This is a genomic window from Paractinoplanes brasiliensis, assembly GCF_004362215.1.
Lineage (GTDB): Bacteria > Actinomycetota > Actinomycetes > Mycobacteriales > Micromonosporaceae > Actinoplanes > Actinoplanes brasiliensis.
In genome coordinates this window covers 1731396-1746168 of sequence record NZ_SNWR01000001.1, presented here as the reverse complement: position 1 = coordinate 1746168, position 14773 = coordinate 1731396, and the positions used below count along the sequence as shown (strand labels likewise).

The window sequence follows — 14773 nt, the reverse complement described above, 5'->3', positions numbered from 1 at the left end:
GAAATCTGTTCACGCGCTTGGGCCATCGACTCGCTCGCGCTCAAGCCGACGGGGAACAAGCAATCTTTCACGTGCGCGTGGGCCATCCCGAACCCCCACCCGCCCTGGGGAAACGGATGGGACTTTGGCGGGTTGTCAAGGTGATCAAGCTGGTTGTCCACAGGTGCTCGGGGTGTCGGGGTGGCCTGTGGACAACGGGTTTTCTGTCGGTCCCGCGGCGTAAAGTGCCGACCGTGCTCATCGATCTCGACGTTGCTCCCGCGAGCTCCGAGCGGCCCCCCGCTCGGGTCACCGGGTCGCGTCGTCTTGCGCGGGTCGTCGCCGTGGCCGGGCTCGTCCTGCTGCTGCTCAGTGGCGCCGCCGTGCTTCCGCGGGGCGCCGGCGTGGTCGAGGTTCTCAGGGCCGACGGCGTGGGGCTCTCGGCGAGCCTGCTCACCACCCAGGCCGCCTACATCGCGCGCACCGACGGCCGGGTCGAGGCCATCCCGCTGTGCGAGGGCTGCCCTTCCTGGCGGGCCGAGATCACGTCGGGGCAGCGGCTGCAACTGGCCGGCGGCACGCTGGTGGTCGACTCCAACGACGCGGGGGTGGCGACCTTCCTCGACGCGCGCACGGGCACGGTGTTGTGGAGTCAGGACGGTTTCCCGTTCGTGCAGCTGGTCGGCGGGCGGGTGGCCGAGTGGAGCCCCGACGACGGCGTGCTCCGGCTCCGTGAGCTGCGCACCGGGCGGCTTTTCTGGAAGCGGCCGGCGTCGGCGTTCGCGGGGGATGAGACACGTGTGGTGCTGCTCGACGGGACGCGCGCGGCCGTCTACGCCGCTGCCGATGGGCGCGAGCTGACCGGGCCGCGGGCTTTGAGCGTACGGGGGGAATGGGATTTTTCTGTGCCGGGCGCGGCGGTGCAGCTCGTGGGGGAGCGGCTGATCGCCATCAGTGGCACTTCCGTCGCGGCTTTCCGGCTCGACGGGCTGGAACGCGAGTGGCGCACGCCGGTCGTGTCGCCGTTCGGGGCGGTCGCTTGCGGCGGGGGGTTGCTCTGTGTGGTCGGCTTCGAGGGGGTTGCCACCCTCGATCCGGCGAGCGGCCGGGTCCGGTGGAGCGGCCCGCGGTGGCGGCTGGTGAGCGAGAGCGACGTGCTGACCGGCGATGACGGCCGGTCCGCGCGGGTCGACCTCGCCACCGGCCGGGTCACGCACGAGTTCGGCCGGGGACGACCGGTCGGAGACCTGGTGTTCTATCCCGAGGGGGACCGCACCACGCTGGTCGGCGCCGGCGACGGCCGGGTGCGCGGTGTCATCCCGCGGGTGACGCCGGACGCCTGTCAGCGCGCGGGCGACCTGCTCTCGTGCCTGCGCCACGACCTGACCGTCAGCGTGTGGAGGTTCGCCCGCGAAAACCACTGAGCCACATCGCCCGGGTACACGCGGAAGCGGACCGTGCTCCGGGAGGCGCCGGGCTGGACCAGCTCAGGAGGGCCGCTGAAGTGGACTGCGCTCGGGGAACCACTCGGGCGCTGGCTTCGGGGCGCGCTGGGGCGTTCGTCACGAGCTCAGGAGGCCCGGTGAAGTGGACTGCGCTCCGGGAGCCGCTGGGCGCTGGCTTCGGGACGCGCTGGGGGCGGTTGCTGGGGGCGTCGGGGTGATTGTTCCGGGGGCGTTGGGTGATCGCTTGGGGAACCGTTGGGGCGAACTGACGCTCCGGGAACCACCGGGGCGCTGGCTTCGGGGCGCGCTGGGGAGCTGGCCCCGGGACGCGCTGGGGTGGTCGTTTCGGGACGCGCTGGGCCGTGTTGGTTTGGAACCTTTTAAGCGGACTGCGCTTCGGGGAGCGCTGGGGTGTTGGTTCGGAACCGCTGGGATGGATCGCCGCGAGGGGCGTCAGGACAGCACAGCGATGGTCATGCCGATCACGATGGCGAACGGGATGATGGTCGTGCAGACCAGGATCACCCAGGCGATGGGGTGGCCGAAGTTCAGCGACACCCCACCGCCGCGTTTGGGGACGAAGACGCGTTTGTCGCGCGGGTCCCGATAGAGAGCCATCAGAGCAGCGTAGTGAGGTGCTTCTCGACAACCGGCAGCACCTCGGCCACCGTCACGTCGCGGCCCAGCTCGGCGCTGAGCGAGGTGACGCCCGCGTCGCGGATGCCGCACGGGGTGAACCTGTCGAAGTTGGCCAGGTCGCAGTTGGCGTTGATGGCGAAGCCGTGCTGGGTGACGCCGCGGGCGACCCGGATGCCGATCGCGGCGATCTTGCGGTCGGGGCCGCGGTCGTCGGCCAGGACCCACGCGCCGCTGCGGCCCTTGATGTCGGAGCGGGCGGCGGTGACGCCGAACTCGGCGCACACGTCGATCAGCAGCTGCTCGGTGCGGCGTACGTAGGCCACCACGTCGATCGGGTCGGGCAGCCTCAGGATCGGATAGCCCACCAGCTGACCCGGACCGTGCCAGGTGATCTTGCCGCCGCGGTCGACGTCGACGACGGGGGTGCCGTCGATCGGCAGGTCGGCGGGCTCGGTGCGTTTGCCGGCGGTCAGCACGCTGGGGTGCTCGAGCAGCAGCACGGTGTCGGGCTGGGTGCCCTCCACCACGGCCTCGTGCAGGCGCCGCTGCTCGTCCCAGGCCTCGCGGTAGTCGACGAGGCCGGGACGCAGGACTGTGAGCGTGGAAGTTGTCACGGCATCCACGGTAGTCCCCTACTCACCGGTCGACCGGATCCACTCCGGGACGGATACGCCACACCAGGACGTCGTCGACGCGTTCCGGCTCACCCAGCAGGTCGCGCGCGGTGAACTCGACGGCCGAGCGGAACAACGGCCCCTCGGGACCGGTGATCTCGTCGGGCAGGAACAGCGCCTCGACGCCCCAGCGCTGGAAGTCGGCGCGGGCGGTGGCCCGGTCGGCGTTGTCGAGGTCGGCGATGTAGCCGTACAGGGCGGCCCGCAGGAACAACCAGTCGGTGGCCCGCGGGATCGAGCCGATGCGGCCCTTGCCCTCGGGGCCGTCGATGTCGGGGCCGAGGAAGTAGCCGTCGGGGATGCGGAACAGCTTGCCGCCTCGGGCCATCGTGTACGCCTGCCAGCGCTGCCCGTCGGCTGCCACGTTGATCGCGAACGGCAGCGCGCTCATCACCCCGCCGTCGGGCACGTACCGCTCCCATGTGCCGTCGGCGATGAACCGTGGCTCGGGCGAGCGGTGCCGGTACTCCAGCGGGATCGGGAAGATCGGGACGAGCGCGAGCACCAGCCCCATCGTGTAGAGCGGCTGCGGGCGTACGGCGCCGAAGGCCTGCTCGCACGCCATGGCCAGGATCACGCCGAACACACCGACCAGCACCAGGGCGTACCGGGCCGGCAGGGCCGCGTCGAACAGCGGCAGGCGCTGCAGGAGGGCGTACAGCAAAGGAATGTCTGTGCCCTCGCCGGCCAGCCGCAGCCGGGGGCCGAGCGAGATGAGCAGGAACAGCCCGCCCACCACGAGCAGAGCGCGCAGCGTCGCGCGGCGGCTGTCGTCGGCCCGCCGGTAAAGCATCACCAGCGAGACGACGATCAGCACCATCAGCGGCAGGCCGAAGAAGCTTTGCTCCTCCGTACGGTTGGCAGCGAAGTGGTTGCCGAACCCGGCCCAGGCGGCCAGCGACCGATCGGCGTACGCGAAGAACGAGAGCAGGTCCTCGGAGTAGTGCCGCTGGTTGAACCCGGTGCCCTTGAAGGTCTGCGGCCCGGCGAAGTGCATGTGGAGCGGGTACGCCAGCAGGGCGCCGGCCACCACCGCGGTGACGCCGAGCCCGGCCGCGAACTTCGCCCACGCGGCGCGCGCCTCGGCCCGGTTGACCGGCGCGAGGGCCCAGACGATCACGAACACCCCGCCGGCCAGCGCCGCGAAGAACAGGCCCTCGGCGGCGATCGAGAACCCGACCACCAGCGTCAGGCCGAGGATCAGCCCGTTGCGCAGCCAGCGGCCGGTGTCCCGCATCGCGAGCAGCCGCCACAGCACCAGCGGCGCGATCCAGCCCGCCGTCCAGTTCAGGTGGCCGTTGGCGTGGGCGATGAAGCCCGGCGCGAACCCGCAGAACAGCCCGGCCAGCGCGGCGGCGGCCCGGTTGGCGGTGATCCAGCGGCCGAGGAACAGATACCAGGCGAAGGCGGAGCCGGCCAGGTTGAGCGTGAGGATCGTCAGGAACGTGATCTGCGGGCCGGCCAGCATCGTCAGCGGCGCGAACAGGATCGCGTACACGGTGATCGAGGTGTTGGCCGCGAGGTTGACGCCGTCGGGCACGTTGAGCAGATCGGTGAAGAACGGGTCGCCGCCGTGCTGGATCAGGTGCACGCCGTAGGACAGCACCCACTCGAAGAACGCCTGATCGCCGACGTTCTCGGCGACAGCGTGCTGGAACGGGTCCTGCCAGAGCCGGCTGACGACGTACCCGGCGAGGACGAGGGCGGCCAGCGCGACGAACAGATGCGACCGCCACCGCCGGGTCGCCGCGGGGGCGTCGGGCGGGGCCGGCTCATCGGCGGCAGACGTGGTGGTGGGAACGGCGACGGACATCAGGCGCAGGTTAGCAAGCCGCCGCCGCTGCTCAACGCGATGCTGCCGCTTCCCGGCCCACGACGGCCCGGAGAGCGGACTCGATGGTCGGGTGGGCCCACTGGAAACCGGCCCGCTGCAGCACGGCCGGGACCACTCGCGAACTGCGCAGCGACTCGCCGGCCAGTTCGCCCAGCGCGAGGTGCAGCGCCGGGCCCGGCACGGACAGCAGGGCCGGCCGGTTGACGGCGCCGGCCAGCGCCTTGGTGAACTCGGCGTTGGTCGCCGGCTCGCGGCCGACCAGGTTGACCGGGCCGGCGAGGTCCTCACGCTCGAGCAGGAACTCGGCCGCGGCGAGCCAGTCGGGCACGTCTGTCCAGGGCATCCACTGCTTGCCGCCGCCGAGCTTGGCCCCCGCGCCCAGCTTGAACGGCAGCAGGAGCTTCTCGACCAGGGTCTCGACGGCGATGCCCGTACGCATCAGCACGACCCGTACGCCGGCGTCCTCGGCCGGACGGGCGGCCGCTTCCCAGACCCGGCACAGGTCGGCCAGGAATGTGGTGCCCGCGGGCGCCTCCTCGGTGACCGGGTTGTCGCCGGTGTCGCCGTACCAGCCGACGGCGGAGGCCTGCAGCAGCGTGTGCGGGCGGTCGCCGCCGGGCAGCTTGCTGATCGCCCGGGCGAGCGTGCCGGTGGTGTCGACCCGGCTGGACCGCAGCTCGCTCTTGTAGCGGGCGTTCCAGCGTTTGCCGCCCACGTTCGCGCCGGACAGGTTGATCACCACGTCGGCCGCCGCGACGACGTGCGGGTCGATCTGACCCTGCGAGGGCTGCCAGGTCGCCTCGTCGGGCGCCTGGGCCGGCCGGCGCACCAGCCGGGTCACGTCGTGCCCGTTGCCGCGCAGCCGCTCGACGAAAGGGGTGCCGAGAAAGCCGGAGCCGCCGGAGATCAGGATCCGCATGGTTCCCATCATGCCCTGGATCGAACCCGTTCAAAACGAAGAGAGCGCCCGGGATGATCCCGGACGCTCTCTGTGCTGCTGGTTGTTACGCGAGTCCGAGGTCGCCCTCGAAGTGGCCGCCCTCGAGGCGCTCCTTCAGCGTGACCAGGAAGCGGGCGGCGTCGGCGCCGTCCACGATCCGGTGGTCGTAGCTGAGGGCCAGGTAGACCATCGAGCGGGGCGCGATGACCTCGCCCAGCTCGGGGTCGTTGATGACCACGGCGCGCTTGACCACCGCGCCGGTGCCCAGGATGCCGACCTGCGGCTGGTTGATGATGGGGGTGTCGAAGAGCGCGCCCCGGCTGCCCGTGTTGGTCAGCGTGAACGTGCCGCCCGAGATCTCGTCCGGCCCGATCTTGTTGTTGCGGGTGCGCTCGGCCACGTCGGCGATCCGCTTGGCCAGGCCGGCCAGGTTGAGGTCGCCCGCGTCCTTGATGACCGGGACGATCAGGCCCTTCGGCGTGTCGACGGCCATGCCCAGGTGCTCGGCGTCGTGGTAGGTGACCGTGCCGGCCTCCTGGTCGATCGACGAGTTGACCACCGGGTGCTGACGCAGCGCCTCGACCGCGGCCAGGGCGAAGAACGGCAGGAAGCTGAGCTTCACGCCGTGCTGGGCCAGGAAGTCGGCCTTGGCCTTCTGCCGCAGCTGAGCGATCTTGGTGACGTCGACCTCGACGACCGTGGTGAGCTGCGCCGAGATCTGCAGCGACTCGACCATGCGACGGGCGATCGTCGCGCGGGTGCGGGTCAGCTTCTCGGTGCGGCCACGCAACGGGCTCGGCGCCGGCTTGGCGGGCGCCGGTGCTTTCTGCGGAGCCGCAGCCGGAGCGGGAGCGGGAGCCGACTTGGCGGCGGCAGCCTTCTCGGCGGCGTCGGTCACGTCCTGCTTGCGGATGCGGCCGCCGACGCCGGTGCCGGTCAGGGTCGACAGGTCGACGCCCTTCTCGGCGGCGAGCTTGCGCACCAGCGGGGTGACGTAACCCGCGTCGCCGGCGCCGTTCGGGCTCGCCGACTCGGTGCGCGGCTGCGCCGGGGCGGGCGGCTCGGCCTTCGCCTCGGCCGCGACCGGGTCCTTGGCCGTCTCGGCCTCGGGCGCCGGGTCGGCGTAGGACTCGCCGGCCGGGGCGAAGTCGGGCGCGGGAGCCGACTCGATCTTCGGAGCGGCCTGCTGCTGAGGCGCGGGCGCCGGAGTGGGCTTCTCCTCAGCCGGCGCGGGCGCGGCACCCTCGGCGCCGATGATCGCGAGGTCGGCGCCGACGTCGGCCGTCTCGTCCTCCTGCACCTTGATCTCGAGCAGCGTGCCCGCGACCGGCGAGGGGATCTCGGTGTCGACCTTGTCGGTGGAGACCTCGAGCAGCGGCTCGTCGACGTCGACCGAGTCGCCGACCGCCTTGAGCCAGCGGGTGACGGTGCCCTCGGTGACGCTCTCGCCGAGCGCCGGCATCTTGACCGCGGTGCCCTCGCCGGTCGGCTTGGCCGTCTGCGGGGCCGGAGCCTCCTGCTCGACCGGCTTCTCGGTCGACGGGGTGGTGGGCGCCGCGGGCTCGGGCTCGGCGGTCTGCTGCTGGGCCGGGGCGGGCGCGGCGGAACCGGCGTCCTCCCCGTCGCCCGCGATGACCGCGAGTTCGCTGCCGACGTCGGCCGTCTCGTCCTCGCCGACGACGATGCGGGCGAGCACACCCGCGGCCGGCGAGGGGATCTCGGTGTCGACCTTGTCGGTGGAGACCTCGAGCAGCGGCTCGTCGGCCTCCACCCGCTCGCCCTCCTGCTTCAGCCAGCGAGTGACGGTGCCCTCGGTGACGCTCTCACCCAGCCGCGGCATGGTGACCGATGTCGGCATGTCTCAGAACTCCTTAACCACGTTTTTGGTCCGGCTCGGCGTAGATCAGGTGATCAGCTGTGTGCGTGCAGGGGCTTGCCCGACAGGGCCAGGAACGCCTCGCCGAGTGCCTCGTTCTGCGTCGGGTGCGCGTGGACCAGCTGGGCGACCTCTTCCGGGAACGCCTCCCAGTTGTAGATCAGCTGGGCCTCGCCGACCAGCTCACCCATCCGCGCGCCGACCATGTGCACGCCGAGGACCGGGCCGTCGTTGAGCCGGACGAGCTTGACGAAGCCCGCGGTCTTGAGGATCTGGCTCTTGCCGTTGCCGCCGAGGTTGTAGTTGTACGTCGAGACCTTGTCCGCGCCGTACTGCTCCTTGGCCTTGGTCTCGGTCAGGCCGACCGAGGCGATCTCGGGGTCGGAATAGGTGACCCGCGGGATGCCGGCCTCGTCGATCGGGGCCGGCTTGAGCCCGGCGATCTCCTCGGCGACGAAGATGCCCTGCTGGAAGCCGCGGTGGGCGAGCTGCAGGCCGGGCACGATGTCGCCCACGGCGTAGATGTTGCCGACGCCGGTGTGCAGGCGCTCGTTGGTGATGACGAAGCCCCGGTCGAGCGTGATGCCCTGCTGCTCGTAGCCCAGGTTCGCCGTCGTCGGGCCGCGGCCGACCGCGACCAGCAGCACCTCGGCCTCGACGGTCTCGCCGCCGGCGATGGTCGCGCGGACGCCGTTGTCGGTGTGCTCGACCTTCTCGAACGGCTTGCCGACCTTGAAGTTGATCTTGCGCTTGCGGAACGCGCGCTCGACCGTCTTCGAGATCTCCTCGTCCTCGGCCGCCACCAGGCGGGGGAGGGCCTCGAGGATGGTGACCTCGGCGCCGAACGACTTCCACACGCTGGCGAACTCGACGCCGATGACGCCGCCGCCGAGCACGATCGCGGAGGAGGGCACGCGGTCGAGCTTGAGGGCGTGCTCGCTGGTGATGACGCGCTTGCCGTCGACCTCGAGGCCGGGCAGCGATCGCGAGTAGGAGCCGGTCGCCAGGATGACGTTGCGGCCGGTGTAACGCTTGCCGTCGACCTCGACCGTGTCCTTGGCGACCAGCTTGCCCGCGCCCTGAACCAGGGTGATCTTGTCTTGCTTGAGCAGACCCTGCAGGCCCTTGTAGAGGCGCGCGACCACGCCGTCCTTGTACGCGTTGACACCGGCCATGTCGATGCCGACCAGGTCGGCCTTGACGCCGAACTGCTCGCTCTCGCGGGTCTGGTCGGCGATCTCGGCCGCGTGCAGCAGCGCCTTGGTCGGGATGCAGCCCCGGTGCAGGCAGGTGCCGCCCAGCTCGGCCTTGTCGATCAGCGCGACGGAGAGGTTGAGCTCGGCCGCGCGCAGGGCGGCCGCATAACCACCGCTGCCGGCGCCGAGGATGACGATGTCGAAGGTTCCGCCGTTCGGCTGGCTCACGTTGACTCCAGTGTTCGCGTCGTTGCCATGCGGGTCACACGGTGACAATTATTCGGGGCGGTGGGCACCGAGGCGTCCAGCTGTAGCTGTGCGTCGGTCAAGGTAAGCCCGAACAACTCCCAATGGAAACGGTCACAGTATGTCCACGCCATCTTGTCACTTTGCGAACCGGCCGGTGCACTCAGGTTCCCCGAGGCGGGCCTGCTCGACGTACTCTTGCCGCAGTTGAGCGTGAGGAGCATGTGGTGGCCTGGTTTCGGCGTCGTCAGGAGCCGCGGGCTGCGGCCGGGCGGGCTGTCGACCGTGCTGATCTTGAGTATCTTGCCGAGTTCGTCCGCACCCGCCGCGGGGTCGAGGCGTTCATCGAGCCGCGCACGACAGTGACCGAGACCACGGTGTTGCTCGTGGCACACGACGGGGAGTGGACGCGCCGGCGCACCGAGACTCCCGAGATCGCCCGGCGGTGGGCTCATCAGTTGAGCGTTCCGATCTATGACGTGCGGCTCATGGGCTATCCGCAGCGGATGCGTGACTACAACGAGCGCCGCAAACGGCGTCCCGCCCAGGAAAACTGACACGGTTCCGGGCGCGATGCGCCCGGAACCGTAATAATCAGCCCAACTGGTCGATAACCGTAAGAAGCGTGCGAATCGGTACGCCCGTGCCGCCCTTGGTCCAGTACCCGGTGGCCTCGCCCGTGTGGTAGCTCGGGCCGGCGATGTCGATGTGCGCCCACTCGACACCCTCGGCCACGAACTCCCGCAGGAAAACGCCGCCCTGCAGCATGTGCCCGGCCCGGTCCAGGTTCGCGTTCGTCTGGCAGATGTCGGCGATGTCGGACTCCATGCCCTTGCGCACCTCGTCGGGCAGTGGCATCGGCCAGGCCGGCTCGCCGACCTCGTCGCCTGCCTTGCGTACCAGCTCGGTGGCCGCCTCCGAGCCCATCAGGCCCGCGATCCGCTTGCCCAGCGCGATGACCTGGCCGCCGGTCAGCGTCGACGCCTCGAAGACGTAGTCGGTGCCGTCGGCGCAGGCCCGGGCGATCGCGTCGGCCAGCACCATCCGGCCCTCGGCGTCGGTGTTGAAGACCTCGACCCGCTTGCCGTTGAACATCGTGATGACGTCGCCCGGCCGGTACGCCGTACCGGAAGGCATGTTCTCCGCCATGGCCAGGTACGCGCTCACCGCAACCCGGGGCTTGAGCGCCGCCACGGCCAGCATGGTGGCGCCGACCGCCGCCGCGCCCGCCATGTCGGACTTCATCTCCCACATGCCCGCGGCCGGCTTGATGCTGATGCCGCCGGTGTCGAACGTGATGCCCTTGCCCACCAGCGCGACCCGCTTCGGCGACTCCACACCCTCGGGCACGTAGGTCAGCTTGACCAGGCGCGGCGGGGCCTCGGAGCCCTGCCCCACGGCCACGATGCCGCCGTAGCCGCCGGCCTGGAGCTCGTCGAAGTCGAGGACCTCGACCTGCAGGCCGGTGCCCTCGGCCGCGGCCACCACGGCGTCGGCGAACTGCGGCGGGCGCAGCGAGTTGGGCGGGGTGTTGACCCAGTCGCGGGTCAGGCGCACCGCGCGCGCGACGACCTCGGCCCGCGTCACCTCGGCCGCGGCCGCCGGGTCCGCCGCGTCGGGCACGTGCACCTGCAGGGCCGACACCGGCTCGCGGCGGTTCGGCTGCGGCTTGGTCTTGTAACCGGCGAACTTGTACGAGCCGAGCAGCGCGCCCTCGAGGATCGCGCGCAGCACCGACGGCGCGTCCTCGTCGTCGGGCAGCGGCAGCGCGAGCGCGACGGTGGCGCTGCCGGCCAGCGCGCGTACAGCGGCGCCGGTGCCCCGGCGCAGGGTCTCGGGCTCGGGCGCCGACCCGGACGGCTCGTCGCCGAGGCCGACCGCCACCACCAGCGGGGCGGCGATCGTGCCGAGGGTGGCCAGCTTGGTCACCTCACCCGGCGCGCCGCTCGCGCCGAGCAGCGCCAGCGTCGAGGTCAGCTTGCCGTCGAACGCGGCGGCGATGCTCTCGGCGCCGGCGGCCGGCAGCAGGGCGCCACCCTCGTCGGGCTGGCTGTGCAGGCCGATGACGATGGCATCGACGGCCAATTCGGCCGGGTCGGTGTCGACCAGGCTGAGGCTGGGCTGGCTCACTGGAGGCTCTCCGCGGGACTTCGGGGCCGGGCGCCTCATGGGCCGCGCCGGCTGGTCGGTGATTCCCCGGCGGACTGACGCCGGGGGTGGGGTGTCCCCGCGACTCTAACCAAGGGCAAGGTCACGGGTAAGTTGACTCTCATGTCTGCCGACGCCCTTTCTCGTTCCCCCCTGCACGAGCGCCACGCCGCCCTCGGTGCGAAGTTCGCCGCTTTCGGGGGCTGGGAGATGCCGTTGGAATACTCGGGCGGCGGCGTCATCAAGGAGCACACGGCCGTGCGCGAGGCGTGCGGCGTGTTCGACGTGTCGCATCTCGGCAAGGCCCGCGTACGGGGTGAGGGCGCGGCCGCCTTCGTCAACGCCTGCCTGACCAACGACCTGGGCCGGATAGCGCCGGGCCAGGCCCAGTACACGCTGTGCTGCGACGAGAACGGCGGCGTGATCGACGACCTGATCGCGTACCTGATCTCCGACGACGAGGTCTTCCTCATTCCCAACGCCGCCAACACCGCTTCCGTCGTACGGGGTCTCGAAGCCGCCGCGCCCGAAGGCGTGACCGTGACGGGGGAGCACCGGGACTGGGCTGTGCTCGCCGTGCAGGGCCCGCAGTCGGCCGAGGTGCTGGCCAAGCTCGGACTGCCCGGGCCGGCCGACTACATGTCGTTCGTGGCCGCCGGCGAGCTGATCGTCTGCCGTACGGGTTACACCGGCGAGCACGGCTACGAGCTGGTCGTCCCCTGGGACAAGGCGGCCGGGGTGTGGGACGCGCTGATCGAGGCCGGCGTGCGCCCGTGCGGCCTCGGCGCCCGCGACACGCTGCGCACCGAGATGGGCTACCCGCTGCACGGCCAGGACCTCTCGCTCGACATCACGCCGGTGCAGGCGCGCTCGGGCTGGGCCGTCGGCTGGGGCAAACCCGCGTTCTGGGGTCGCGACGCGTTGGTCGCCGAGAAGGCCGCCGGCCCGCGTCGCACCCTGCGTGGGCTGGAACTGACCGGGCGGGGCATCCCGAGAGGCCACATGCCCGTGTACGCCGGTGAGTCGCGCATCGGCGAGACCACGAGCGGGACGTTCTCACCCACCAAGAAGGCCGGCATCGCGCTCGCCCTGATCGACACCGCGGCCGCCCTCAGCGACGGCGACCTGGTCGAGATCGACATCCGGGGCCGGCGTACGGAGGCCCGCCTGGTCAAGCCCCCGTTCGTGCAGCCGTCGGTCCGCTGAGGCCTAGCCCAGGGTCAGGGCGATCATGGTGAGCGTCGTGGCGATTTCGACGGCCGCGCCCAGCACGTCGCCCGTGATGCCGCCGAAACGGCGTACGGCGTGGCGCACCAGCCCGACCACCGCCGGCAACGCGACAGCCACCGCCACCGGCCCCTGCCAGGTCCGGCCCGGGATCGCCGCCGCTGCCGTCACGACCACCGCAACCGCGACGGCGACCGCCACCGGCACCGTTCCCGCCACCAGCGCGCCCAGCCCCTCCGGCCGTGCGGCCGGCACCCCCCGGCGGCAGGCGATCGGGATGGCGGCCCGCCCCGCCGCGAACGCGACGATCACCGCCGCCACCGGCAGCGTGCTCAGCGCCGCCGCCTGGATCAGCAGCGTGAGGGCGATCGCCGCCACGCCGAACGGACCGATGTCCGGTTTCTTCATGATGTCCAGGGCGGCTTCGCCCCGGCGGTAGGAGCCGAGCGCGTCGATCGTGTCGGCCAGCCCGTCCAGGTGCATCCCCCGGGTCAGCAGGGCCGCCGCGGCGACCGTGACCGCGCCCGCGAGCAGCGCCGGGGCGTGCGCCTCGCGCAGCAGCCAGAGCAGCCCGGCCACAATCGTGCCGAGCGCCGCGCCCACGGCCGGCGCCACGCTCATCGCCACCGCGGCCACCGGCCGGTCGATCCGCCCGGCGCGCACCGGCAGGACGGTCAGCGTGGTGATCGACAGCCGCAGCCCGGCCGCGAAGGTCACGTCGTGGCCGGTCCCGGGCCGTCCGGCTCGGGCTCGACGAAGTCGGCGTCGTCCAGGTCCCCGGTCAGCCCGTCGTCGCCGTGCTCGGCCAGCATCGCCGGGTGCACCCCGGTCGCCGACGCCAGCCCCACCGCCGTCCTCAGCAGCGGCAGGGCGGCCAGGGCGTTGGCCCCTTCACCCAGACCGAGACCGAGCTCGAGTACGGGGTTCAGCCCGAGCACGTCCCCGCCCTGGCGCACCAGTTCGAGGCTGCCCGTGTCGACCAGCAGCGACCAGTGCCGGGTCTGCCCGGCCAGGTCGCGGGCGATCAGGCCGGCCGCCACCCCGACCGGTCCGTCGAGCACGACCGGCAACCGTCGGGCGGCCGCCCCCAGCAGCACCCCCGTGGCCACGGCGAGGTCCTGCCCGCCCAGCTCACGCAGGATGTCCTTGGCGCCGCGCGGCTCACGGCGGATCCGGTGCAACGCGTCCCGGACGGCGGCGCAGCGCAGCATCCACGACTCGTCGTCGTACACCCCGCCCGGCAGCAGCACCCGGGGCAGCACGGCCACGGCCTCGGAACCGGTGGTGGCGACCGAGACGGCCGTGGCCACCGCGTCCGTGCCGACGCCGATCGAGGCCAGCACCAGCAAATCCTTGCCCGCCTCGGCGGCCGCGTCGGCGAGCTGCCAGCCCTGCCGCAGTGCGCGCTCGACCTCCTCGTCGGTGCTGACCGGACCGTCCTCGATGGGGCCGGCTTCCTCGGTGCGCAGCACGGCGATGTCGGCCCCGGCCGAACCGGCCAGGCGGCTGAGCACACCTTCGCCGTCCTCGACCTGCGCGACGCGGCGTTCCACGTCCTCGACGTCGTCCCCGGCCGCGGCGCCACCGGCGTGCCGGCCCGAGAGCAACAGAACCCGTACGGCTTCCCACGGCCGCGGCGTGACAGTGCCCTGTGTGGCCGCCGCGAACTCGACGGCCTCGACGAGGCGCCCCAGCCCGGTGCCGGGAAAGTCGACGTTCACCAGCCGATCACGCGCGTCGGGCCCGGCGTCGCTGTCGGGCATGGGCAGCTCCATGCCCGCCTCGATGACCGTGTTGGACGCCACGAGAGGCAGCACCATGGTCGCCTCGTTGAGAACCTCCCCCGTACGGGGTGAAGGGTCCTCAGGAACAACGGGGCTGACCAGCTGAGCCTCAACCGGGACGGGCGCAACCACGACAGGCTCGCCGGCCTCCGCGGCTGCCGCCGGCGCGAGCCGGTCGCCGACGAGCGCGGCATCTTCGGCCGTCGGCTTCAGCCACACCGGACGGCCCGCCACGACCAGGGCCACCCGGTCGCAGGCGTCGGCCAGGGCCTGGTTCGTCGTGCCCAGGGCGTCGGCGAACGCGCGCCCCACCGGCGTCGTCGCCACCAGCGACAGGCCGACCTCGGGGCTCACCAGCACCACCCGGGCGGTGCACGAGCGTACGGCCGCCGCCAGGGCTGCCACGTCGGCCTGGTCGTCGTTGGGCTGGCGAGCCGGGTCGAGCACCGCCGCCACCCAGCCGCCCAGGTCGTCCACGAGCAGCGTGTCGTCGGGCTTGGCCTCGGTCAGCAGCTCGGTCAGCCGGGCCGGGTCGGCGCCGGTCTCCTCGGTCGACCAGGACTGCGGCCGCCGCCGCTGATGGGCCTCGATCCGGGCGAGCCACTCCGGGTCGTCCTCACCGCCGCTCGCCGTCGCCACGTAGCGCACAGCGGGAGCGCCGGCCACCAGCGACTCGGCGAACGCGGACTTGCCGGAACGGATGCCGCCGAGCACCAGGACCGTGTGCCACCGATCATCGGACATGCCCCGTACCTTAAGGCCGGAGCGCGCACGCGGACGCCGTA

General features: G+C 72.0%; 12 protein-coding genes. 3 read left to right on the top strand and 9 right to left on the bottom strand.

Going from position 1 to position 14773, the window contains the following annotated elements; all coding sequences use genetic code 11:
• The first annotated feature begins 233 nt into the window (after nucleotides 1–233).
• The gene (locus tag C8E87_RS07430; protein ID WP_166661105.1) at nucleotides 234–1403 is read left to right on the top strand and encodes an outer membrane protein assembly factor BamB family protein; all 1170 of its coding nucleotides are present in this window, start codon (nucleotides 234–236) and stop codon (nucleotides 1401–1403) included.
• Between the two features lie 474 nt (nucleotides 1404–1877).
• On the opposite strand, the gene C8E87_RS07425 is transcribed toward C8E87_RS07430, so the two are convergent.
• The 6 genes from C8E87_RS07425 to lpdA all read right to left on the bottom strand — a co-directional run bounded on the left by C8E87_RS07425 (nucleotide 1878) and on the right by lpdA (nucleotide 8811).
• Nucleotides 1878–2042, bottom strand: coding sequence for a peptide ABC transporter substrate-binding protein (locus C8E87_RS07425; protein WP_133872398.1), 165 nt, complete (start codon nucleotides 2040–2042; stop codon nucleotides 1878–1880).
• On the bottom strand, nucleotides 2042–2677 hold the full coding sequence (gene lipB, locus C8E87_RS07420; RefSeq protein ID WP_133872397.1) for a lipoyl(octanoyl) transferase LipB: 636 nt from the start codon (nucleotides 2675–2677) through the stop codon (nucleotides 2042–2044). The genes C8E87_RS07425 and lipB overlap by 1 nt, the downstream gene beginning before the upstream one ends.
• Nucleotides 2678–2699: 22 nt before the next feature.
• Entirely contained in the window at nucleotides 2700–4550 is a 1851-nt protein-coding gene (locus C8E87_RS07415) for a DUF6311 domain-containing protein (protein ID WP_166661104.1), read from the bottom strand.
• Nucleotides 4551–4581: 31 nt separating this feature from the next.
• Nucleotides 4582–5490: a TIGR01777 family oxidoreductase gene (locus tag C8E87_RS07410; RefSeq protein ID WP_133872396.1), complete on the bottom strand. Its 909-nt coding sequence runs from the start codon at nucleotides 5488–5490 to the stop codon at nucleotides 4582–4584.
• A gap of 85 nt (nucleotides 5491–5575) precedes the next feature.
• On the bottom strand, nucleotides 5576–7369 hold the full coding sequence (gene sucB, locus C8E87_RS07405; RefSeq protein WP_133872395.1) for a 2-oxoglutarate dehydrogenase, E2 component, dihydrolipoamide succinyltransferase: 1794 nt from the start codon (nucleotides 7367–7369) through the stop codon (nucleotides 5576–5578).
• Between the two features lie 53 nt (nucleotides 7370–7422).
• Nucleotides 7423–8811, bottom strand: a complete 1389-nt coding sequence (gene lpdA / locus C8E87_RS07400) for a dihydrolipoyl dehydrogenase (RefSeq protein ID WP_133872394.1) — start codon at nucleotides 8809–8811, stop codon at nucleotides 7423–7425.
• A 245-nt stretch (nucleotides 8812–9056) separates the two neighbouring features.
• On the opposite strand from lpdA, the gene C8E87_RS07395 reads away from it, so the two are divergent.
• A complete protein-coding gene (locus tag C8E87_RS07395) occupies nucleotides 9057–9386 on the top strand; it encodes a hypothetical protein (RefSeq protein WP_133872393.1) in 330 nt (109 codons plus the stop codon).
• Between the two features lie 37 nt (nucleotides 9387–9423).
• On the opposite strand, the gene C8E87_RS07390 is transcribed toward C8E87_RS07395, so the two are convergent.
• Nucleotides 9424–10959, bottom strand: a complete 1536-nt coding sequence (locus C8E87_RS07390; RefSeq protein WP_133872392.1) for a leucyl aminopeptidase — start codon at nucleotides 10957–10959, stop codon at nucleotides 9424–9426.
• Between the two features lie 141 nt (nucleotides 10960–11100).
• Here C8E87_RS07390 and gcvT point away from each other — a divergent pair, with 141 nt between their 5' ends.
• A complete protein-coding gene (gcvT, locus tag C8E87_RS07385; protein ID WP_133872391.1) occupies nucleotides 11101–12183 on the top strand; it encodes a glycine cleavage system aminomethyltransferase GcvT in 1083 nt (360 codons plus the stop codon).
• 3 nt (nucleotides 12184–12186) lie between these two features.
• On the opposite strand, the gene C8E87_RS07380 is transcribed toward gcvT, so the two are convergent.
• Both C8E87_RS07380 and C8E87_RS07375 read right to left on the bottom strand, forming a co-directional pair.
• Entirely contained in the window at nucleotides 12187–12921 is a 735-nt protein-coding gene (locus C8E87_RS07380) for an adenosylcobinamide-GDP ribazoletransferase (RefSeq protein WP_133872390.1), read from the bottom strand.
• Complete coding sequence (locus C8E87_RS07375) at nucleotides 12918–14732, bottom strand: bifunctional adenosylcobinamide kinase/adenosylcobinamide-phosphate guanylyltransferase (RefSeq protein ID WP_133872389.1); 1815 nt, start codon at nucleotides 14730–14732, stop codon at nucleotides 12918–12920. Before C8E87_RS07375 ends, C8E87_RS07380 begins: the two co-directional genes overlap by 4 nt.
• Between the last annotated feature and the right edge of the window lie 41 nt (nucleotides 14733–14773).

Excerpts from the sequence above, each read along its gene's own strand:
- C8E87_RS07425 (WP_133872398.1), bottom strand. The coding sequence starts at position 2,042 with ATGGCTCTCTATCGGGACCCGCGCGACAAACGCGTCTTCGTCCCCAAA.
- C8E87_RS07415 (WP_166661104.1), bottom strand. The coding sequence starts at position 4,550 with ATGTCCGTCGCCGTTCCCACCACCACGTCTGCCGCCGATGAGCCGGCC.
- C8E87_RS07410 (WP_133872396.1), bottom strand. The coding sequence starts at position 5,490 with ATGCGGATCCTGATCTCCGGCGGCTCCGGCTTTCTCGGCACCCCTTTC.
- sucB (WP_133872395.1), bottom strand. The coding sequence starts at position 7,369 with ATGCCGACATCGGTCACCATGCCGCGGCTGGGTGAGAGCGTCACCGAG.
- gcvT (WP_133872391.1), top strand. The coding sequence starts at position 11,101 with ATGTCTGCCGACGCCCTTTCTCGTTCCCCCCTGCACGAGCGCCACGCC.
- C8E87_RS07375 (WP_133872389.1), bottom strand. The coding sequence starts at position 14,732 with ATGTCCGATGATCGGTGGCACACGGTCCTGGTGCTCGGCGGCATCCGT.